The sequence below is a fragment of the Sphingomonas sp. JUb134 genome (assembly GCF_004341505.2).
GTDB lineage: Bacteria > Pseudomonadota > Alphaproteobacteria > Sphingomonadales > Sphingomonadaceae > Sphingomonas.
Window position 1 is genome coordinate 2,947,280 of record NZ_SLYP02000001.1, and the last position, 19,235, is coordinate 2,966,514.

General features: G+C 68.2%; 19 protein-coding genes and 1 tRNA gene. 5 read left to right on the forward strand and 15 right to left on the reverse strand.

Translation table 11 applies throughout. From position 1 onward, the window contains the following. Window positions 1-30 precede the first annotated feature (30 nt). A complete protein-coding gene (locus EDF69_RS13800) occupies window positions 31-552 on the reverse strand; it encodes an Lrp/AsnC family transcriptional regulator (RefSeq protein WP_132882156.1) in 522 nt (173 codons plus the stop codon). 93 nt (window positions 553-645) lie between these two features. Here EDF69_RS13800 and EDF69_RS13805 point away from each other — a divergent pair, with 93 nt between their 5' ends. Further along, window positions 646-1,611 (forward strand): DMT family transporter, encoded by a 966-nt coding sequence (locus EDF69_RS13805; protein ID WP_204991387.1) that lies wholly within the window; start codon window positions 646-648, stop codon window positions 1,609-1,611. A gap of 47 nt (window positions 1,612-1,658) precedes the next feature. Here the strand turns inward: EDF69_RS13805 and EDF69_RS13810 are convergent, their stop codons facing one another. Continuing rightward, complete coding sequence (locus tag EDF69_RS13810; RefSeq protein WP_132882155.1) at window positions 1,659-2,396, reverse strand: SDR family oxidoreductase; 738 nt, start codon at window positions 2,394-2,396, stop codon at window positions 1,659-1,661. Between the two features lie 160 nt (window positions 2,397-2,556). Between EDF69_RS13810 and EDF69_RS13815 the strand changes: the two genes are divergently transcribed. Then, window positions 2,557-3,453 (forward strand): AraC family transcriptional regulator, encoded by an 897-nt coding sequence (locus tag EDF69_RS13815; protein ID WP_132882154.1) that lies wholly within the window; start codon window positions 2,557-2,559, stop codon window positions 3,451-3,453. Between the two features lie 3 nt (window positions 3,454-3,456). Here EDF69_RS13815 and EDF69_RS13820 read toward each other — a convergent pair whose 3' ends face one another. The 9 genes from EDF69_RS13820 to EDF69_RS13855 form a co-directional block, all read right to left on the reverse strand. Continuing rightward, window positions 3,457-4,119 carry a tetratricopeptide repeat protein gene (locus tag EDF69_RS13820; protein ID WP_132882153.1) on the reverse strand — a complete coding sequence of 221 codons (663 nt, stop codon included), beginning with the start codon at window positions 4,117-4,119 and terminating at the stop codon, window positions 3,457-3,459. After that, window positions 4,119-4,532 carry a cytochrome c-type biogenesis protein gene (locus EDF69_RS13825; RefSeq protein WP_132882152.1) on the reverse strand — a complete coding sequence of 138 codons (414 nt, stop codon included), beginning with the start codon at window positions 4,530-4,532 and terminating at the stop codon, window positions 4,119-4,121. Before EDF69_RS13825 ends, EDF69_RS13820 begins: the two co-directional genes overlap by 1 nt. Continuing rightward, entirely contained in the window at window positions 4,529-5,053 is a 525-nt protein-coding gene (locus EDF69_RS13830; RefSeq protein ID WP_132882151.1) for a redoxin family protein, read from the reverse strand. The genes EDF69_RS13825 and EDF69_RS13830 overlap by 4 nt, the downstream gene beginning before the upstream one ends. Next, window positions 5,050-7,005: a heme lyase CcmF/NrfE family subunit gene (locus tag EDF69_RS13835; protein WP_132882150.1), complete on the reverse strand. Its 1,956-nt coding sequence runs from the start codon at window positions 7,003-7,005 to the stop codon at window positions 5,050-5,052. Before EDF69_RS13835 ends, EDF69_RS13830 begins: the two co-directional genes overlap by 4 nt. Continuing rightward, window positions 7,002-7,436: a cytochrome c maturation protein CcmE gene (gene ccmE / locus EDF69_RS13840; protein WP_129340402.1), complete on the reverse strand. Its 435-nt coding sequence runs from the start codon at window positions 7,434-7,436 to the stop codon at window positions 7,002-7,004. Before ccmE ends, EDF69_RS13835 begins: the two co-directional genes overlap by 4 nt. Beyond that, window positions 7,433-7,561: a hypothetical protein gene (locus tag EDF69_RS19825; RefSeq protein ID WP_267495222.1), complete on the reverse strand. Its 129-nt coding sequence runs from the start codon at window positions 7,559-7,561 to the stop codon at window positions 7,433-7,435. Before EDF69_RS19825 ends, ccmE begins: the two co-directional genes overlap by 4 nt. Continuing rightward, a complete protein-coding gene (gene ccmC, locus EDF69_RS13845; RefSeq protein ID WP_132882149.1) occupies window positions 7,558-8,283 on the reverse strand; it encodes a heme ABC transporter permease CcmC in 726 nt (241 codons plus the stop codon). Before ccmC ends, EDF69_RS19825 begins: the two co-directional genes overlap by 4 nt. A gap of 232 nt (window positions 8,284-8,515) precedes the next feature. Continuing rightward, a complete protein-coding gene (locus EDF69_RS13850) occupies window positions 8,516-9,562 on the reverse strand; it encodes a Glu/Leu/Phe/Val dehydrogenase dimerization domain-containing protein (protein WP_132882148.1) in 1,047 nt (348 codons plus the stop codon). A gap of 31 nt (window positions 9,563-9,593) precedes the next feature. After that, window positions 9,594-9,670: transfer RNA gene (locus EDF69_RS13855), tRNA-His, on the reverse strand. 134 nt (window positions 9,671-9,804) lie between these two features. Between EDF69_RS13855 and EDF69_RS13860 the strand changes: the two genes are divergently transcribed. Then, entirely contained in the window at window positions 9,805-10,470 is a 666-nt protein-coding gene (locus EDF69_RS13860; RefSeq protein WP_132882147.1) for a prolyl hydroxylase family protein, read from the forward strand. A 28-nt stretch (window positions 10,471-10,498) separates the two neighbouring features. Here EDF69_RS13860 and EDF69_RS13865 read toward each other — a convergent pair whose 3' ends face one another. From EDF69_RS13865 to EDF69_RS13880, 4 genes are all read right to left on the reverse strand, one after another. Then, the gene (locus EDF69_RS13865; RefSeq protein ID WP_165889953.1) at window positions 10,499-10,669 is read right to left on the reverse strand and encodes a hypothetical protein; all 171 of its coding nucleotides are present in this window, start codon (window positions 10,667-10,669) and stop codon (window positions 10,499-10,501) included. After that, window positions 10,659-10,826 (reverse strand): hypothetical protein, encoded by a 168-nt coding sequence (locus tag EDF69_RS13870; RefSeq protein ID WP_164521292.1) that lies wholly within the window; start codon window positions 10,824-10,826, stop codon window positions 10,659-10,661. The genes EDF69_RS13865 and EDF69_RS13870 overlap by 11 nt, the downstream gene beginning before the upstream one ends. Before the next feature lie 212 nt (window positions 10,827-11,038). Further along, window positions 11,039-13,717: a TonB-dependent receptor domain-containing protein gene (locus EDF69_RS13875; protein ID WP_132882146.1), complete on the reverse strand. Its 2,679-nt coding sequence runs from the start codon at window positions 13,715-13,717 to the stop codon at window positions 11,039-11,041. 69 nt (window positions 13,718-13,786) lie between these two features. Further along, window positions 13,787-15,367, reverse strand: a complete 1,581-nt coding sequence (locus EDF69_RS13880) for a hypothetical protein (RefSeq protein ID WP_204991388.1) — start codon at window positions 15,365-15,367, stop codon at window positions 13,787-13,789. A gap of 222 nt (window positions 15,368-15,589) precedes the next feature. Here EDF69_RS13880 and EDF69_RS13885 point away from each other — a divergent pair, with 222 nt between their 5' ends. Together EDF69_RS13885 and EDF69_RS13890 are read left to right on the forward strand one after the other, a co-directional pair. Continuing rightward, window positions 15,590-16,111, forward strand: coding sequence for a c-type cytochrome (locus EDF69_RS13885; protein ID WP_239555499.1), 522 nt, complete (start codon window positions 15,590-15,592; stop codon window positions 16,109-16,111). 305 nt (window positions 16,112-16,416) lie between these two features. Next, window positions 16,417-19,197 carry a TonB-dependent receptor gene (locus EDF69_RS13890; RefSeq protein ID WP_132882145.1) on the forward strand — a complete coding sequence of 927 codons (2,781 nt, stop codon included), beginning with the start codon at window positions 16,417-16,419 and terminating at the stop codon, window positions 19,195-19,197. Window positions 19,198-19,235 lie beyond the last annotated feature (38 nt).

The window sequence follows — 19,235 nt, forward strand, 5'->3', positions numbered from 1 at the left end:
CCCTCCCCTTTTCGTCTCTGGCCGTTCTCGCTAGCAGCGACCCGGCGCGGGCACCATGGCGGCGTCCGGGATCATGATCTCCGTCCCGAACTTCACCCGGTCCAGTGCGATCAGGCTGCGAAAGCTGGCGATCGCCTCGTTCTCTGAGAACAGCCGCCGGCTGATCGCATCATAGGCGACCATGTCGGCCGCGACGATCACCAGAACGAAGCTGATGCCGCCCGTCACATAATAGCATTGCTGCACCTCCGGCGCATCGCGGAACAGCGCCTTGGCGGCGTCGACGGTACGGGAGCGCTCGTCCGCAAGCTGGACTTTGACGATCGCGGTGATCCCCATCTGCACCGCGCGCGTATCGACGATCGCGACGTTGCGCTCGATGATCCCGGCCTTCTCCATCGCGGCCACCCGCCGCTGCACCGCCGCTGCCGAGAGGTTCACCGCCTCCCCGATGGTACGCTGCGGAGTGCGGTTGTCCCGCTGGAGGATGCGGAGGATCGCACGGTCGAACGCGTCGAGGACGCGTCGGCGAAGGGCATTCGCTTGGGCCATGTGCGAGTTTTTGTTGCATCCAAGGCCGCGAGCAAGCGCAAAAACCTCAGGCAGGTGGTGCTATTCCGCGCGGTGTTCGCGACGAGGAGGACGATGATCAGCACCGCGGCCGGTACGCCCGGCACCAACAGGACCATTCTAGGGGTCGCCTGTGGCATGGGAGCCGGGGCGCTCTGGGGCCTGGTGTTTCTTGCTCCTGATCTCGTGCGGGCGTTCACCCCCCTGCAACTCGCGATCGGGCGGTATCTCGCCTTCGGCCTCATCTCGGCCGCGCTGATCGGTTCCCGCTGGCGTAGCCTGGTCGCGGCGGTGCCGGCGCGTGGCTGGCTGTCGCTTGCCTGGCTCTCACTGGCGGGCAACACGCTTTATTACGTGCTGCTGTCGACCGCGGTGCAGACGGGCGGCATCGCCATGACGTCCCTCGTGCTCGGCTTCCTCCCGGTCCCGGTGACGATCATCGGCAGCCGCGATTCCGGCGCGGTGCCGCTGCGAAAGCTCGTGCCCTCCCTCCTGCTGTGCGTCGCAGGCGCCGTCTGCATCGGCTGGCAGGCGATCGCCGCACCGGCTGCAGGCGCGGTCACGGGGCTCCTGTTCGCCATCGGAGCGCTGGCGTCGTGGACCGCCTATGCCATCGGCAACACCCGTTCGCTCAGCCGCTTCGCGCACGTCTCCGCACAGGACTGGAACCTGCTGACCGGTGTCGTCACGGGGCTCCAGGCAACGGCCCTGATCCCGGTCACGCTCCTGTTCGAGCCGCTGAACCACACGCCCCAAGCCTGGCTCGAATATGCCGGCGTCTCGATCGCGGTTGCGCTTCTTGCGTCCATCGGCGGTAATCTGCTGTGGAACCGGATGAGCCGGCTGCTGCCGCTCACGCTCGTCGGCCAGATGATCCTGTTCGAGACCTTGTTCGGCCTGCTCTACGCCTTTGTCTGGGAACGGCGCCTGCCGACGCCGCTCGAAGCGGCTGCGTTCGTGCTGGTGGTTGCCAGCGTGCTCACTTGCATCGCCGCCCATCGACGACGCGCGGGCCTTGCGATCACGGCCGCAGCCACCTGAGACCTGCCGCTCGCCCTTTTCCCAGGGCGAGCGGCAGCGGGACGGACCTAGATGGCGTCGCTGGCGGTCGGCCGCACGATGATCTCGCTGACGTCGACATCGCCCGGCTGGCTGACCGCGAACAGGATCGCACGGGCGATCGCGTCCGCCTTCAGGATCGATGCACGGAAGGCCTCCATCGCCTTGGCCGTCTCCGGGTGGGTGATGGCGTCCGCGAGTTCGGACTCGACTGCGCCCGGCGAGATGATCGTGGCGCGGATGTTGTCGTGCTCGCGCCGGATGCCGTCGGTGATCGCCCATACCGCGAACTTGGTCGCGCAATAGACGGCGCCGGTCGGCACCACATAATGTGCGCCGAGCGAGGCGACGTTCACGAACTGGCCCGAGCCCTGCTCGACAAAACCCGGCAGTGCGGCAGCAACGCCGTTCAGGACGCCGCGGATGTTGACGTCGATCATCCGCTCCCACTCGTCGGTCTTGAGCGCCGCGAGCGGCGACAGCGGCATGATGCCCGCATTGTTCACCAGCACGTCGACGCGGCCATAGCGCTCCACCGCCGCGTCCACGAAGCTGGCGAAGCTGGCCGCGTCGGTCACGTCGAGCCGCTGCCACGCGACGGTGCCACCGGCTGCTTCGATCTCGGCGGCAAGCCGCTCCAGCCGATCGGTCCGGCGAGCGCCCAGCATTAGGCGCGCCCCGGCACCGGCCAGCAGGCGGGCGGTCGCCTCGCCGATGCCGCTGCTGGCGCCGGTGATCAGGATCGTCTTTTCGTTCAGGTCGGACATGGTGCTTCCTCCATCCGCCAGCGACCGCCGCTGGCCCGGAGCCTTTTTGCGCGCCCGGTCGCCGCGGGCGGTAGACGCGAACTCCGGGATGCTTGCACGATCCTGCATCCGGACGTTCGGCGGCTTGCGCAGGCAGCTTCCGCGTGGAAGCAAGGCAGCCATGCACCGCATCACCGATCTTGCCGCGCTGATCGCGCGCCACGCTCCGGAAGACGGCTTCCAGGAAACCGCGCTTCCCTCGGTCACGCTTATACGATCCGCCGCGGTGACCACGCCGACGCCGACCGTCTATGCGCCGTCGCTGTGCATGGTCGCGCAAGGTGGCAAGGAAGCGCAGCTGGGGCGGAGCCGGTTCTACTATGATCCCGGCAGCTTCCTGCTCGCCGGGGTAGACCTGCCGGTGGTCGGCGCGGTGACGCAGGCGAGCGCGGAGGCGCCCTATCTATGCCTCGTCCTGCACCTGGATGCTGCGCGGGTGGCCGAGATGGTGGCCGAGCACCCGATTACGGATCCGCAAGGGGACCGCCCGATCCCGGGCCTCATCCTGGGCGAAACCACCGCCGAGATGATCGACGCTGCCTGCCGGCTGCTGGCGTTGCTCGATGCCCCCGAGGACCGGGATGCCCTCGCCCCGCTGCTGGAGCGCGAGTTGCTCTGGCGCCTGTTGCGCGGCCCCGCGGGACAGCTGCTGCGGCAGATGGCGGGCGGGCCGCAGAGCGACAAGCTCAACCGCGCCCTTCAGTGGCTGCGCCACCATTATGCCGAACCGGTGTCGATCGACACGCTGGCCGAGGTCGCGGGCATGAGCCCGTCTGCCCTTCACCAGCATTTCCGCACCGTCACGGGCCTCAGCCCGCTCCGCTACCGCACTCAGCTTCGCGTCCAGGAGGCGCGACGGCTGATGATCGCGCGCGGGCTGGATGCCGCCACCGCCGGTTTCCAGGTGGGCTATGGCAGCCCTTCCCAGTTCAGCCGGGAATATGCCCGCACCATGGGCCTTCCCCCCAGCCGCGACGTCGAGCGGCTGCGGGCGTCCACCGATTATCTGGTCGCCTGAGACTTATTGCGGCTGCGGCGGCGCGATGCCGGCGGCACGCTCGCGCGCCTGCAACTCAAGCAGCCGGTCGACCAGCACCAGCCGGACGGCGATGTCCTGCCGATACGACACGTCTTCAGGCGTCAGCGCCAGCGCGCGCATCCACAACTCGCGGGTGCGGGCGAAGTCGTTGGTCCGCGCTTGCGCCAGGCCATAGAAGAAGGCGGGCCCCGGATGCTCCGGAGCCAGCCGCATCCCCTGCTCGAACGCGAGCCTGGCGGCGGGCGACAGCGTGCCCCCATCCTTTTCCACCAGCATCATGCCCAGCCAGGTCCACAAGGCCGCACTCTGGGGCGCCTTCTGCACGGCTCCCAGCATCACCTGCGCGGCCGGTGCCACCGCGCCCGACGACAGCAGCGCGTCCGAGGCGATGAAGTAGCTTTCCTCGAAGTTGAAGCGGCCGAACATCGCCTGCCGCAATTCCTTCAAGCCCGGGTCGATCGTGCGGCGTTCGCGCTGCCCTTCGGCCGAGACGCCGGGAAGGCCCGGCCGGCCCTGCACCGAATAGCCGATCGCGCCCAGCATCATCGCGGCGCCGACCAGCGACCAGAGCGCCGGCGCGACCCGCAGCCGCCACAGCAACAGCCCCGACGCGAGCGCCAGCAGGCCCAGCATCACCCAGCCCATCACGCCCTCCTGGGCCGGCGGATGCTGCGCCGTGCGAGCAGGATGCCCGCTACCAGCAGCACCAGCGGTGCGATCCACAGCGGCAGCGTCGCGGCATCCAGTGGCGGATCGTAGCTCACATAGCTGCCATAGCGTTCGACCAGCCAGGCGCGCACCGCTTCGGGGGTCTCACCCTGCGCGATCCGCTCACGTACGAGCGCGCGCATGTCGCCGGCCATCTCGGCATCGCTGTCGGCGATCGATTGCCCCTGGCAGACGAGGCAGCGCAGCGTGTTCATCAGCGCCTTTGCCTCGGCCTCCCGGGCGGGGTCCGGCAGCTGGGTATAGGCAAGCGGCGCCGGCGGCAGGTCCGACTGGGCGAGCGCGGGGGTCGCCAGCAGCAGCGCCAGCGCGGCAAGCGTCGCACGACTCATCGCGCCGCCTCCAGCGCGCGGAGCAGTTCGGGCACGTCGCTGTCGCGAATGTCGCCGATGTGCTGTGCGCGGATGATCCCCTTGCCGTCGATCACGAAGGTCTCCGGCACGCCCGACGAGCCGAGCGCGAGCTGCACCTGACTGGTGGGATCGTCGCCGATCGCTGCATAGGGATCGCCGTTCTCCGCCAGGAAGCGCTGCACGTCGGCCGATCTGTCGCGGATCGCCACCGCGCGGATGTCGGCCCCCGCTTCCTTCAGCCGCAGCAGCTTGGGGGCCTCCGCCAGGCACGGCACGCACCAGCTGGCAAACACGTTGAGCAGCTTCGGCTTGCCGTCGCGGAAGGCTGCATCCGACAGCCCGGGCTTGCCCGGCACGGACGCGGCGAGGGTGAATGCGGGCAAGGGTTTGCCCACCAGCCGCGAGCGCACGGTCGTGTCCGTCGGGCGCAGGTTGAGTGCGACCACGATCACGAGGACCACGAACGCGGCCAGAGGCACCCAGAGCAGCCACCGCTTCATGCCAGCACCTCCGCATCCCTTGCGCGGTAGCCGGGCCGCCGCTCGCGCCAGAGCCGGCCGACCAGCGACAGCAGGCCGCCGATCGCGATCAGCGCGCCACCCAGCCAGATCAGCGTGACCAGCGGCTTCCACCACAGGCGCAGCTGCCGACGGCCGCCTTCGCTCGCCTGGCCGAGCACGACGTAGAGCTGGCCGTCGAGCGCGCTGGTGATCGCCGCCTCGCTCGTCTCGGTCGGCGGCGCCGCGAAATAGCGCTGCTGCGGCGCGATCCAGAAGCGCTGGGTGCCACGCTCGACGCGCATCCGCCCCTCGATGGCGGTCCAGTTGGGCCCGATTACCGGACGGACGCCTTCCAACGTCACACGATACGGGCCGACCTGCTGGGTCTCCCCCACACCAGCGGCCACCAGCACCTCGCGGGTGAAGGCGCTCTCGCTCGCCATGCCGGCTAGGCTGACCGCGACTCCCAGGTGCGCAATCACCATGCCCCAGGTGAACAGCGGCGTGCGGCGCAGGTTGCGACCCCACAGCGGCGCCACACTCGCCACCGCAAGACCGGCGGACAGCGCCAGCCCGAGCAGCGAGAGCACGCCGGTCTCCGGCGCGAGCAGCAGCACCGCCACCAGCACTACCCCGGTCGCCATCGCCGGCACCAGCAGTCGCCGGCCGAGCGCCCGCGCGTCGTCGCGGCGCCAGCGCAGCAGCGGCCCGGCGGCGAGCGCCACCACCAGCAGCAGCGCGATCGGCCCCACGGTCTTGTTGAAGAAGGGCGGCCCGACCGAAAGCTGCACGTCCATCGCCTGCGCGACCAGTGGATAGAGCGTGCCGATCAGCACGATGCCCAGGATCACCGACAGCAGCAGGTTGTTGAGCACCAGCCCCGCCTCGCGGCTGATCGGCTCGAACGTTGCGCCCTGCCGCACCGTGCCGATGCGCAGGCCGAACAGCGTTAGCGCGCCGCCGATGTAGAGCACCAGCAGCGCCAGGATGAAGCTGCCGCGGCTGGGATCGACCGCAAAGGCATGGACGCTGGTGAGGATGCCGGAACGCACCAGGAAGGTGCCGACCATCGACATGGAGAAGGCGACCACCGCCAGCATCACCGTCCAGGCTCGCAGCCCGTCGCGGGTGGCGAGCACCGTCACCGAATGGAGCAGCGCGGTGGCGGCGAGCCACGGCATCAGCGAGGCATTCTCCACCGGGTCCCAGAACCACCAGCCACCCCAGCCGAGCTCATAATAAGCCCAGTAGCTGCCCGCGGTGATGCCGAGCGTCAGGAACACCCAGGCGCCGAGCACCCACGGCCGCATCGCGCGTGCGAACTGCGGGCCCACGTCGCGCGTCACCAGCGCGCCGATCGCAAAGGAGAACGCCACCGACAGGCCGACATAGCCGAAGTAGAGCGTCGGCGGATGGAACGCCAAGCCGGGATCCTGCAGTAGCGGGTTGAGCCCCATGCCTTCCGCCGGCGCGGGATCGAGCCGCGCGAAGGGGTTGGAGGCGATCAGCAGGAAGGCGAAGAAGCCGAGCGCGATCGCCGCCTGGCCGCCCAGCGTCGCCACCAGCGTGCGCGAGTCGAGGCGCTTCTCCAGCAGCGCGATCGCAGCACCCGCAAGCCCGAGCACCGTGACCCACAAGAGCATCGAGCCCTCATGGTTCCCCCAGGCCGCCGCTACCTTGTAGAGCATCGGCTTGGCCGAGTGGCTGTTCTGCGCGACCAGCAACACCGACAGGTCGGTACGGACGAACACCAGCACCAGCGCGCCAAAGGCGAAGGCGGTCAGCAGTCCCTGCACTACCGCAACCGGGCGAACGGCACCGATCAGCTCGGCGCCCCCCGCTCGCGCCGCTTCCGTGCGGGTCATTCGCAGCCCCAGCGTGGCCGCCACCAGCTGCAACAATGCCAGCGCGGCGGCGAGCCACAGCGCCGCGAGCCCGGCTTCGGCGATCATGGCTCCAGCGTCTCGCTCTTGTGCATCTTGCCCGCGACTTCGGGCGGCATGTAGCGCTCGTCGTGCTTGGCCAGCAGGTTGTCCGCGACGAAGCTGCCGTCGGGCCGGAAGCGCCCTTCGGCCACCACGCCGGAGTTCTCCTTGAACAGGTCGGGCGCGATGCCGCTGAACCGCACCGGCACCTGCGCGGCGCCGTCGGTGACGGTGAAGGCGATGGTCACCCCGTCCGGCTGGCGCTGGATCGATCCCGGCGCGACCATGCCGCCCAGCCGCACGGCGCGATCGACGGGCGGCGCGGCCTTGGCGACGTCCGAAGGCGCGTAGAAGAAGGCGGCTTCCCCCTGAAGGGCGGAGAGCGCGAGCCCGCTCGCGCCGAGGACGGCGGCGACGGCAAGCCCCACCAGGGTCAGGCGTTGATGCTTGGGCTTCACTTTTTCCTCTGGCGCTCGGCCTGGGCTTCGGCGCGTCGCATGGCGATCCAGGCAGCCGCGGCCATCGCCGCGGTACCGCCAAGGGTCAGCGCATAGGCGCCAATCACGAACGGCCAGGGGTTCATGCAGCCGCCATCCGGCGCATCCGCGCCTCGACCTTGATGCGCGCGAGATCGGCCCGCATCCGCATCAGCACGATCGCGACGAACAGCAGCGAGAAGCCGGCAAGCGTAAAGCCCAGCGGCCACAGGATCGCATTGTCGACGCTCGACTTGGTGAGCGTGATGCTCGGCCCCTGGTGCAGCGTGCGCCACCAGATGACGGAATAGCGGATGATGGGCAGCAGCGCGGTGCCGGCGATCCCGAACAGCGCCGGGATGCGCCCGTCGCCGTCGCGCTCGGCATCGGCGCGCGAAAGCGCCAGATAGGCGAGGTAGACGAAGAACAGCAGCAGCATCGACGTCAGCCGCCCGTCCCACTGCCACCAGGTGCCCCAGGTCGGGCGCCCCCAGATCGAGCCGGTGGCGAGGCACAGCCCGGCGAACACCGCACCCGGCAGCGCCACCGCCCGCGCGGCGATCGCCGCCAGCGGATGCCGCCAGACCAGATAGACGATGCTGGAGATCGCGATGCCGCTCCACCCGCCCATCCCCAGCCAGGCGGTGGGCACGTGGATGTAGAGGATGCGGACCGTCTCGCCCTGCAGATAGTCGGGCGGCGTCTGCGTCAGCCCCGCCCAGCTGCCGAACAGCAGCAACGCCGCGCCGAGCGCCAGCAGTACCGGCGTCAGCGGACGGGCGATCGACAGGAAGCGCGTCGGATTGGCAAAGGCGTGGAGGGTCGGCACGATCAGCCACAAGGATTAAGCGAAATTGCCCGGGGCGTCACCCCGAGCCTGCGCTTATTCGGCGATGACGCTTTCCACAACATTGCGCCGGGTCAAACTGGTGTGGCGGGAACCGCAGGTCCGCCATTTGCCGTCGTGCTGAGGAAGCTCGGCATCCAAGCGAAATCTCGGCAAAGGCCGCGGTCCGAGCCCGCGATCTCTCCAAGTTTGCCGGAAGACCGGCGGGCCGGCCTCAGCGCCCGATGCGGCGCTGTGCCAGGCGGTCCGCGACCTCGGCGTGCGAGGCGCCGGTGCGCTCCGCTTCGTCCCAGACCTCGACCAGTCGCTCCGGGATCTGGCCGATGCGCGCATCGACCTCGGCGCGGTCGCCCTGCCCCAGATACTCCAGCGCGACGTTGATGATGCCGCCCGCGTTGATGACATAATCGGGCGCATAGAGGATGCCGCGGCCGTGCAGGCGCGCGCCGTCCGCGTGGGTCGCCAACTGGTTGTTGGCGCCGCCTGCAACCGCCTTGCAGCGGAGCGCGTCGATCGTCGCTGCGTCCAGGATCGCACCCAGCGCGTTGGGGCTGACGATGTCGACCTCGCTGGTCAGCACTGCGTCGGGCGCCGCCACGGTCGCGCCATGGGCATCGGCGAAACGCTGCGCACGGGCTGCATCCACATCGGCAACCGTCAGCACGGCGCCATCGGCGGCGAGCATCTCGGCCAGCCGACCACCGACGCTGCCCAGGCCCTGGACCGCGACGCGAACGCCCTTCATGTCGCTGGCACCCAGTGCACGCCGGGCTGCGGCACGGACGCCCAGATACACGCCCCTGGCCGTGTAGGGCCCCGGATCGCCGCCGACGTTCTCGCCCTCGGCCGGAAGGCCGGACACGTAGCGAGTTGCCTTGGCGATCGCGGTCATGTCGGCTTCGGAAATGCCAACGTCCTCAGCCGTGATGTAGCGGCCGCCCAGCGACTCGACCGCGCGGCCGAACGCCTGGAGCATCTCCGGAGTCTTGGTACGTGCCGAATCGGCCAGCACCACGCCCTTGCCACCGCCCAGCGGCAGGCCGGCCATCGCGTTCTTGTAGCTCATGCCGCGCGACAGGCGCAGCGCGTCCGTGATCGCAGCAGCGCTGTCGGCATAGTGCCAAAAGCGCACCCCGCCGGCGGCCGGACCCAGCTTCGTGGAGTGAACCGCGACCACCGCCTGCAGGCCGGTTTCCCGATCCGAGAAGAGATGCACGCCTTCGTGATCGTCGAAATCGGGGAAGCCCCAGTCGGTCTGCACTGGCTGAATATCCGCGTGTCAGGGAAAGGAGTGGGGCGACCGACGGGACTTGAACCCGCAACTTCCGGCATCACAAGCCGGCGCTCTAACCAATTGAACTACGGTCGCCGCGAAGCCGGCCGCTTAGACGGGGTCGGCGAACTTCGTCAAGCGCGTGTCGCACATCAGGTGCAAAGAATGTCCCTGCCCCGTGGTCGCCTGCGGCTGGAAACGCGGCGCCGACTTTGGCAGGAGACACCCTCATGCAGACGCTGGCCTCCCCTTCGCTCGGCTCCGGCTTTCCGGCGGAACCGATCATCGCGCACATTCTCTCGCAATCGGGCGTCCAGCGGGTCCCCAGCCCAAAGCTCACGCTGTTCATGGTCCGCGACTTCCTGCCCCAGGAACTCTGCGCCGCGATGATCGCCCGGATCGACGCTCAGCGCCGGCCCTCCACCATCTCCGACTCCAACGGCGACGCGGCATTCCGCACCAGCGAGACCTGCGACCTCGACCGGTTCGATCCCGAGGTCGCCGAGGTGGAGGCGCGGATCCATCGCTTCTGCGGCATCGATCCGGCGCATGGGGAGCCGCTGCAGGGCCAGCGCTACGCCGTGGGCCAGGAGTTCAAGGCCCACACAGACTATTTCGAGCCGAGCGGCGTCGACTTCCAGCGATACTGCGGGGTGGCGGGAAACCGTACCTGGACGGTCATGCTCTACCTCAACGAGCCGGAGGCAGGCGGCGCGACGCGGTTCAAGGCGATCGACAAGATCGTCCAGCCCGAGACCGGCAAGCTGCTCGCCTGGAACAACAAGCGGCCGGACGGGTCGTGCAATCCGTCGACGATCCACCACGGCATGAAGGTGCGCGCGGGCACCAAATATGTGCTCACCAAATGGTTTCGGGAGCGCCCCTGGGGCTGGTGAGCCGCTTCCGAACCGGAACCGGCCGCCGTCAGTTCCGGAAAATCGGCGACAGCAGGCCGCGCGGCAGCAGCGACCCGGTGCCGCTGCGCCGCCGGAGCTGGTCCGCGTGCTGAGCGATCGCCTGAGCCTCCGCCAGCGACGGGGCGCCGAGCGCCTGGCGCTCCAGCTCTTCCGGGCTCGGGCCCTGCTTAGCGGCCATGGCCGGCGGGAAGCTCGCGGTTGTACACCCGGTCGAGATAATAGCCGGCGAGCAGATAGTGCGCCTTCACCGCGGCCGGATCCACCGCGCTCTGCGCCCGCTCCAGCTCGGTCTCCGCGCGCTTGTAGTAATACTGAAGGTCGTCTTCCCTCTGCATCGTACTCTCCATTGGCGGTGCCGGCGAACCGCACCCACCGCGCGAGTATGTCCCTCCTCAGCTCACGCGACACTCACCTGCGTTATATACTCCAGAAGTGCCCGCGAGTCCCTCTTCCATGCACGCGGTCGGTGGAGATTCGATGACAGCGACTGAGCCGGTTCTTGCCACTCACTTCCGGAGGTCGTTAGCGCTACTTCCGGCCCCGCCGATCAGAAGGTGATGCTCGCACCCAGCGAAAAGATGCGGCCGAGGCGATAGCTGTTGATGTCGACTCGCTGGCCTTCCGAGAAGGTCTGCGACTCGCGATAGCGGGTGCCGGTCAGGTTGCGGGCCTCCGCCTTCACCTCGATGGTCTTGCCAGCGACGACGATGCCCTGCCGGCCCACCACGTCCAGGCGGATGCCGGGACGCTCCACCAGGTCGGGAAGGCGCACGCCGCCGCCGCCGCCCACGGGACCGCGGTTGGTGACGCGATCACTCGCGTAGTTGAACAGCACCGTCAGCTGGGACAGCCGCTCGGTATCCTCGATGCCGAACTGCAGGTTCACCAGATGGTCCGACTGGCCCACCAGCGGCGCACCGTCCTGGAACAGTACGTTGGCCGGGCGGAGCACCGGCTCGGTACCCGACTGGAGCGGGCTTGCGATTAGGCTGTCGTCGGCTTTGATCTTGGAGTCGGTGTAGGTGTAGTTGGCGATCAGCACGAGCCGGCGGGTCGCGAAGAAATCCCCGCCGAGGCTGGCGAGCGGCACGTACTTCTGGAACTCGACCTCGCCGCCGAACAGCCGTGCGGACGGAGCGTTGGCAAAGCCCGTCTGGAGCGTGTCCGTGCCTGCGGGGAAGAACGCCACGGCCTCGATCGGATCGTCGATCTTCTTGTAGAAGCCGGCGAGCGAGAGCCGCTGGTCGCGCGCGAAATACCATTCGAAGCGGGCTTCGCCGTTGTAAAGCTGCGAGTCCTTCAGGAACACGTTGCCGAAGAACAGGCGGTCGCTCTCGAAATCCTGATAGAGCTGGGGCGCGAGTTCGCGGAACTGCGGCCGCGCGAGCGTCTTGGAGGCATGGAGCCGCAGCTGCATGTCCTCGGCGAAGTTCCAGGTGATCGTGGCGGCCGGCAGCCAGTAATCGTTGGCAAGCCGCGTGCCGGCAGCGCCGCCCGACGGCAGCACCTCTTCCACCGCATCCTCGTAGCGGACGCCCAGCGTACCGCGCAGGCCGTCCAGGACCTCCGCTTCGGCCTGTGCATAGCCGGCATGGACGCGCAGGCTCGCGCTATAGGCGGCTGCGCCCTGCCCCGTGGAGGTGTTGCGCAGATAGATGCCGTTGGTGAGCACCGTGTAGTCGGACAGCAGATAGTCCGGCCGTAGCTGCGAGATCACCGGATCGAGCGCGCCGTTGTTGGCGGCCGAATATTGGAAGGTGTAGCGCGTCGAGTCCCGGTCGGTGTCGTTGTACGCATAGCCCGCCGACAGAATGATCTCCCGCGCCGCGGGGACCTTCCAGCTGACGTTCGCCTGGCCGGACCACAGGTCCTCGTCGAGCTCGCTGAAGGCGACGCTGGCCGACTGGAGCCCGGATAGGTTGTTGGTGTAGCGCTCCAGCCCCTCGTTGTACTGGTAGGTGAAGGCGCGCTCGTACGGCGCGTTGCGCTGCGTGTTGGCATAGGCGCCGCGCAGGTCGAGCGAGACGTCGCCCAGCTTGAACTCGCCGACGACCTGGCTGTCGATCAGCTGCCGCTCGAACCAGTTGGTGTTCTGGGTGATGAAGGGATCGATGCCGTTGGGCAGCGTCCCGATGTTCGCGGTCGAGCCGCGCGACAGCCGTCCCTGCTTCAGCGTGTCGTGAACATAGAGGTTGGTGAAGCGGATGCGGTTCTCGCCGAACTCGGCGCCCAGCCCCAGCAACCCGTTCAGGATTGCGCGATTGTCGGTCAGCACGGTGTGGAAGTCGCGCAGCAGGATCGCGTCGGGGCTGTCGGTAACCTGCTGGGTCGCATCGCGGGTACGCCACGTGTTGCTGAAGCCCGCCGCCGCGATCACGCCGATGCGCGTCGCGCCGACGTCCTTGGCCGTGCCGAAGCTCATCTCGGCGGAATAGTTCGCCGGAAGCTGCGCATTCTCCTGAAGCAGCGTCGTCGGTGCGTTCGACATCTGGGTGAGTTGCGCCGGGGTCAGCGAGGTGCCGTCCGCACCTGCGCCGTTGACGAAGCCCGGCACGTCGCGCTCGCCGCTGTCGAAGCCGGTCCAGTCGTAGCGGCCGCCATCATAGACGTAGCCGAGTTCGCTGGTCGTGACCGTGTCGGCGCTGAGCGAGCCGCCGATCTGAAGGAAGGTCTCCTCGGGGACGGCGCGGGTGGTCAGGTTCACCACGCCGCCGCCGAACTCGCCGGGATAGTTCACGGAATAGCTCTTCTGCACCAGCGCAGAGGCGATGACGTTGGTGGGGAAGATGTCGAGCGGCACCACGCGGCGCAGCGGCTCGGGGCTGGGCAGCGGAGACCCGTTGAGCAGCGACGAAGAATAGCGGTCACCCAGACCACGGACATAGACGAAGCCGTTGCCCACGACCGAAAGGCCGGTCACCCGCTGCAGCGCGCCGGCGATGTCGCCTTCCCCGGTCCGCGCGATGTCGGCGGTGGAAAGGACGTTCACGACCTGCGGGGTCGCGCGGACTGCGTCGGGAATGTTGCGGCCGACCACCACGATCTCGCCGCCCATGTCCGCGCCCGGCGTCGACACGTCGACCTCCGGTTCGGCGGGCGCACCCGCGTCCGGGGAGACGGTGGTTCCGGCCGGCGGGGTCGCAGGCGTGGTGGTGGTCTGCGCCTGGACCGGCAGCGCCCAGGCTGTCGAGGCGAGCAGAGTGGTCAGGAACACGGTCTTCTTCATGGCTGCTGCCCCGGCGGTCTGGTCAGGAAATGTGGGGCGGAGGACGCGAACGTCCCCCGCCCATCGGTCTTAGTTGGGAAGCGCGGTGCAGCTGGCGCTGGTCGCGAATGCCGCCCGGTTCGAGCTGCAGGTCCAACCGCGGTACCAAGTGTCGTTCGCACCGTTCACCGCGCCGACGTAGCTGGTCTTCACCAGGAAGCTGGTGCCCGTCGGGTTGAGGGTGGAGGCGTCGAACGGCGTCGCCGAAAGCGCGGCACCGGCCGGGAAGTAGGTGTTGGACAGCAGGCCCGAACCATTCTCCAGGTTGTTCGTGCCGGCCGTGAACACCGCGCGCTGTTCGGCGCTGGTGACGGTGATGTTGTTGACGGTGGTCTCCGCATAGGGGTTCGCACAGCCGAACAGCACCGAGTCGAACATCGGCGGACCCTGATCCTCGAGCGCCGGGTTGGCCGGGCGGATCGTGGTCTTGCCGCTGGCATCGGCGCCCGCGACGATGTTCAGGCAGGCGACCGGGCTGACGACGATGCCGTTGACGAAGCGTGCGTCGGCACCACCGCGGATACGGATCGCCGCGTTCACGCCGCTCGACGTATGCACGAAGGTGAAGTTCGCGAGGTTGTAGCGCTGACGCGGCAGCACGTCCTCGTTGCCGTTGGAGTCGATCTCCGTCGCGTAGGTGTCGCTCTGCGTGTTGTTCGGCTTTTGGATCGCGAGCAGGAACTGGACGAAGCCCTGCCAACCCACATCGGTATCCAGGCCGTCGTCATCGGCGCCGGTCATCACCAGGTAGCGCAGGTTGGTGCGGCCGCCGAAGATCTCGATGCCGTCGTCCGAGCTGTTGTGCACCTGGACGTGGTCGATGGCGGTGCCCGAACCGGTGCCGCCCAGCGTCAGGCCCTGCAGCTCGTTGTTGGGGCTGATGATGGTGCCCGAGTAGCGGATCTGGACGTAGCGGATGGTGCCGCTGTTGTCGGTGGGCGTTGCGCCGCCGTACAGCGCGGTGCTGGTGCCTTCGACGACGTTCTCGCACTGCGCCGTACCCGGCGAGACCGTGGCGTTGCAGTTCGAGATCGGCGCACGGCCGGCGAGAATGATGCCGCCCCACAGGCCCTGCGTCTCGTCGGTCACTTCGCCGGTCAGGTTCTGCTGCGCGGTGAAGATGATCGGCTGGGTCTCGGTGCCCTCGGCAACCAGGCGCGAGCCGCGGTTGACCACCAGGAAGTCGTTGTCGCCGTCGGCCTTTGCATAGACGATCGCGCCCGGCGCGATGGTCAGCGTCGCGCTGACGCCGCCCGGTGCATTGCCTGCACCGCCGATGTCGACGCCCACGTCCACGCGGCCGTTCATCTCATAGGCGACGCCCGCGACCTTCGGCAGCGACAGCGCCGAGGTGATCTGCGACGGCAGGCGGCAGCTGCGATAGTTGCCGATGACGCCGACGTTGCTGGTGCCGGTCGGGCAGTCCGCGGCCGGCGTGCCGGGCGTCGGGGTCGGCGTGGGCTGAGGAGTCGGCGTCGGGGTCGGCGTTCCCGGGATCACTACGGTGCCTTCGCCAGGCGATGCCACACTCGAGGAACCGTCGCAGCCGGCCAGCGCCACCGCGGCGCAGCTCGTCAGCAGGATCAGGCTCATGCGCTTCAGGTCGGCCATGAAATCTCCGTTCCGGGAAAAACCCCGGGGCTTGCAGGACAGGCGCGACCGATCGGAGGACGTTCCCCCATCGGCCTCGGCGGCCCTCCTAGGCAGCGGAGGTGACACGTTGATGCGATTCCGGGGACAGCTCGGTGACAGGAACGTTACAGAAGCGTGACAAGCCGGACGGGCCGCCAGGGATCGCTCGCCACGCGCTTTGCGACTCCCTATGGCTGCGCAATGAGCGGTTCTCGTCGCACCGACAGCGCGCAGAAATGGCACACCGGAGAGCGCGGCCGGCGAGCCGCCGGTCGCCGCATGCTGCCCCGGTGGATCGCGATCGCCGTGCTCGTCGTTCCCGCCGCCTGTGACGGGTCCAGCAGCGATCCGCGCCGGGCGGACGCGCGATCCCGCGCACCTCTTGTCGAACGCCTCGCGCAAGCAGACGTCGCCCAGGGCAAGCGGCTGTTCCGCCAGTGCGCCGCCTGCCACACCGTTGCTCCGGGCGGCGGCGATCGTAACGGACCGAACCTGCACGGAGTCGTGGGGCGCCCGGTCGCCGCCGGCAGTCGCCGCTTCGGCTACACCGCAGCACTGGAGGCGATCGGCGGGACCTGGACGCCCGAGCGACTGGACGCCTGGCTCCAGAACCCACAGCGGTTCGCACCGGGCACTTCGATGATCTATGCAGGGATGCCGAACGGGGTCGACCGCGCCGACGTGATCGCGTTCCTGCGGCAACAGGGTGCGGCCGCGGACTGAGCGGCAGCAACAGCCCGGGCCGAAGAACCTGTTCGGCCGTTCTGCGCCCCCTTCTGATGCTCCCGGCCGACGCGCCTGAATGGGGCGCGCACGCTGCTTATCGCGCCGGCTGCTTCGGTTCTCAGGAAGCATCGCCCCAGACTTCGACGCCGTTCCGACGCTGGTAGACGACCTACCAGCCCGAGCCTGAGATCCCATATATAATAAGACAAGTATGCTTGAACCGGTGGCGGCAGCAGCGTAGTATCCGACAAGAACCGGCGGAGGCCCCTGACCGACACGCCGGGAGTTCAGGAGAGTGTTTCATGCGCAGGATTCCCGCGTTTACCGCGTCCGTGATCGCCCTTGCCATTGCTGGCCAGGCCCATGCCCAGGCGGCGCAGGAAGGGACCACGCCAGCCAACGGCCAGGATGGCGCCGCTGCAGGCACAGCCCAGTCGACGGCCGGCTCGCCCGCCGAGGCGCCGGACCAGGCCGGTGATGCGACTGCCGCCGACGATGGTTCCGAAATCGTCGTCACCGGTATCCGCGCCAGCCTCGCGCGCGCGGCCGAGATCAAGCGGACGGCAGCCCAGGTCGTGGACTCGATCGTCGCCCAGGACATCGGCAAGTTCCCCGATCCCACGACTGCCGCCGCGCTTCAGCGCGTGCCGGGCGTCCAGGTGACGGTGGGCGGCAACAACGAGATCCAGAACCCGCTGATCCGCGGCCTCGGCGACATTCTCACCACGCTCGACGGACGTGAAATCTTCACGTCCGATGGACGCACCTTCGCTTTCCAGGATCTGCCGGCCGAGGCGATCGCGCGGCTGGACGTCTATAAGTCGAACACCGCGAACCTGATCGAGGGTGGTGTCGCCGGCACCATCGACCTGCGCCTCAACAAGCCGTTCAACTATACCGAGCCGACGATCGCGATCAGCGGCAAGCTCAACTATCCGTCCAACGTGGAGAAGCTGGGGCCGCAGGTGAGCTTCCTTGCCACCGACCGCTGGGACACCAGCATCGGCGAGATCGGGGCGCTGCTCAACGTCTCCTGGTACGACATCCCGTTCAACCGCCCGTACAACTATGTGGCGGAGCGGCGCGCCGGCAGCGGCAGCAGCGAAGGCATTCTGCTGCCGATCTCGACGGGCGGCCTCAACGAATACGGCCGCTACCAGCGCCCCCAGGCCAACGGCTCGATCCAGTGGCAGGCGACGCCCAGCCTCGAGATCTACATCGACGGCCTGTATTCGGCCTACCGCAGCAAGTTCTCGACCGGCTTCTACGAATATCGGCTGGGGACGGCGGAGAGCGTCTCCAACATCGTGCGCAGCGACAACTGCTTTACGGCAAACGTCGGGCCGGACGGCTTCAACCCGAACGCCACCACCGACCCCACGCAGATCACGCAGCAGCAGCTGTGCGGCTTCACCTCCGCGACGTTCAACAACCTGGAGGCGTTCAGCTCCACCCAGGCGCACAACAATCGCACCGACACCTGGCTCGCGGCAGGCGGCTTCCGCTTCGACCGCGACCGGCTGAAGGCGAACGTCGACGTCAGCTACGAACGTTCGATCGTCAACAACGAGAACTTCATCGTCGACATCGGCAAGCGGGTGCCGGAGGCGACGCTCGCACTGGTGAATGACGATCAGACCGCGACGATCACCGCCCCGGGCAACCCCATGGCGGATGCACGCGGCCTCACCTTCATCAACGCCCTGTTCCAGGATTATGTGCGCTCCAGCGGCGGCCTGTTCGCGGTCAAGGGTGATGCGACGTACGAGACCGACACGATCCTGAAGACGATCGAGGTCGGCGCCCGCTATGCCGATCGCAGCGCCCGCTTCCAGCAGGTCCAGCTGGGCGTTGCACCGCCGGGCGGCTCGTTCGCGACGCCGATCACGGCGATCGACCTGCCGCTGGAGCGCGCACCGGGCATTCCGCAGATCAACAACGGAGCCCCCTTCCTGCTCCCCTCCCGCGACTATCTGCTGTCGGATTCCGGCCAGGCCACGATCCGGGACTTCTTCGGCGCGCCGGATGGCCAGCCTGCATTCGACCCCACGCGTGAGTTCAACGTCGGGGAGAATAGCTACGCCGGCTATGTCCAGGCAGGGTACGAAGTGCCGTTCGGCAGCGGCCCAGTGGTTCTCGATGGCAAGCTCGGCGTCCGGTACACGCGCACGGACCGGGACATCACCGGCACCGGCGTCGTCAGCGGCTCGCCGGTGACGACCACCAGTTCGAACAGCGACACCGATTGGCTGCCCAACGCCAGCGCGCGACTGCAGCTTGGCGGCGGGCTCCAGCTACGCGCTACCTACGCACGCACCATCGCGCGGCCGAGCTTCGCGTCGCTCAACCCGGGTCTCAACTACATCGTCTCGACCAACCCGAACATCCGCAACAGCGGCTCCGGCGGCAACCCGGACCTGCGCCCGCAGAAGTCGGACAGCTTCGACGCCACGTTCGAATATTATTGGAACGACGGGTATTTCGCGATCGCCGGCTACTACCGCGACATCAGCGATCGCGTCGTCAACGGCGTGACGGCCGAAGAGATCGACGGCATCGTCTACAACATCTCGCGCCCCCGCAATGTCGGCAGCGCCAAGCTGAAGGGCATCGAGGTCAGCGCTCAGACCTTCTTCTCGTTTCTGCCGGGCGACCTTGCCGGCTTCGGCGCCTTCGGCAACTTCACCCTCGCCGATTCCAAGATCGGGGGCGATGATCCGCTGGCAGGCTACACACTGCAGGGCGTGTCGAAGTATAACTTCAACGCCGGCCTGCTGTACGATCGCAACGGCATCTCGGCCCGCGTGGTCTACACCTATCGCTCGAAGTATTTCGACGAGGACCGCTCGGGCGCGGGCGACGTCCGGCCGGTGGGCACGGAGACCTGGCTGAACTACGTCCGGCCGAACGGCCGCCTCGACTTCAGCCTGGGCTACGACATCAACAAGAACGTTACCCTGACGGTCGAGGGCAGCAACATCCTGCGGTCCCGCTATCGCAGCTACATCGACCAGGACTTCCTGTGGCGCGATACGCGCACCGACGACAGCCTCTATGCTGTCGGGGTGCGCACGCGCTTCTGATGAGGGAAACTCCGGCGCGCGAGCCTGTCGCGCGCCGG

Coding starts and splice junctions, on each gene's coding strand:
- EDF69_RS13875 (WP_132882146.1), bottom strand. CDS start 13,717: ATGAAGAAGACCGTGTTCCTGACCACTCTGCTCGCCTCGACAGCCTGG.
- EDF69_RS13860 (WP_132882147.1), top strand. CDS start 9,805: ATGCAGACGCTGGCCTCCCCTTCGCTCGGCTCCGGCTTTCCGGCGGAA.
- EDF69_RS13825 (WP_132882152.1), bottom strand. CDS start 4,532: ATGAGTCGTGCGACGCTTGCCGCGCTGGCGCTGCTGCTGGCGACCCCC.
- EDF69_RS13815 (WP_132882154.1), top strand. CDS start 2,557: ATGCACCGCATCACCGATCTTGCCGCGCTGATCGCGCGCCACGCTCCG.
- EDF69_RS13885 (WP_239555499.1), top strand. CDS start 15,590: ATGAGCGGTTCTCGTCGCACCGACAGCGCGCAGAAATGGCACACCGGA.
- EDF69_RS13810 (WP_132882155.1), bottom strand. CDS start 2,396: ATGTCCGACCTGAACGAAAAGACGATCCTGATCACCGGCGCCAGCAGC.
- EDF69_RS13870 (WP_164521292.1), bottom strand. CDS start 10,826: ATGCAGAGGGAAGACGACCTTCAGTATTACTACAAGCGCGCGGAGACC.
- EDF69_RS13800 (WP_132882156.1), bottom strand. CDS start 552: ATGGCCCAAGCGAATGCCCTTCGCCGACGCGTCCTCGACGCGTTCGAC.
- EDF69_RS13880 (WP_204991388.1), bottom strand. CDS start 15,367: ATGGCCGACCTGAAGCGCATGAGCCTGATCCTGCTGACGAGCTGCGCC.
- EDF69_RS19825 (WP_267495222.1), bottom strand. CDS start 7,561: ATGAACCCCTGGCCGTTCGTGATTGGCGCCTATGCGCTGACCCTTGGC.
- EDF69_RS13820 (WP_132882153.1), bottom strand. CDS start 4,119: ATGGGCTGGGTGATGCTGGGCCTGCTGGCGCTCGCGTCGGGGCTGTTG.
- EDF69_RS13835 (WP_132882150.1), bottom strand. CDS start 7,005: ATGATCGCCGAAGCCGGGCTCGCGGCGCTGTGGCTCGCCGCCGCGCTG.
- EDF69_RS13890 (WP_132882145.1), top strand. CDS start 16,417: ATGCGCAGGATTCCCGCGTTTACCGCGTCCGTGATCGCCCTTGCCATT.
- EDF69_RS13865 (WP_165889953.1), bottom strand. CDS start 10,669: ATGGCCGCTAAGCAGGGCCCGAGCCCGGAAGAGCTGGAGCGCCAGGCG.
- EDF69_RS13805 (WP_204991387.1), top strand. CDS start 646: ATGATCAGCACCGCGGCCGGTACGCCCGGCACCAACAGGACCATTCTA.
- EDF69_RS13830 (WP_132882151.1), bottom strand. CDS start 5,053: ATGAAGCGGTGGCTGCTCTGGGTGCCTCTGGCCGCGTTCGTGGTCCTC.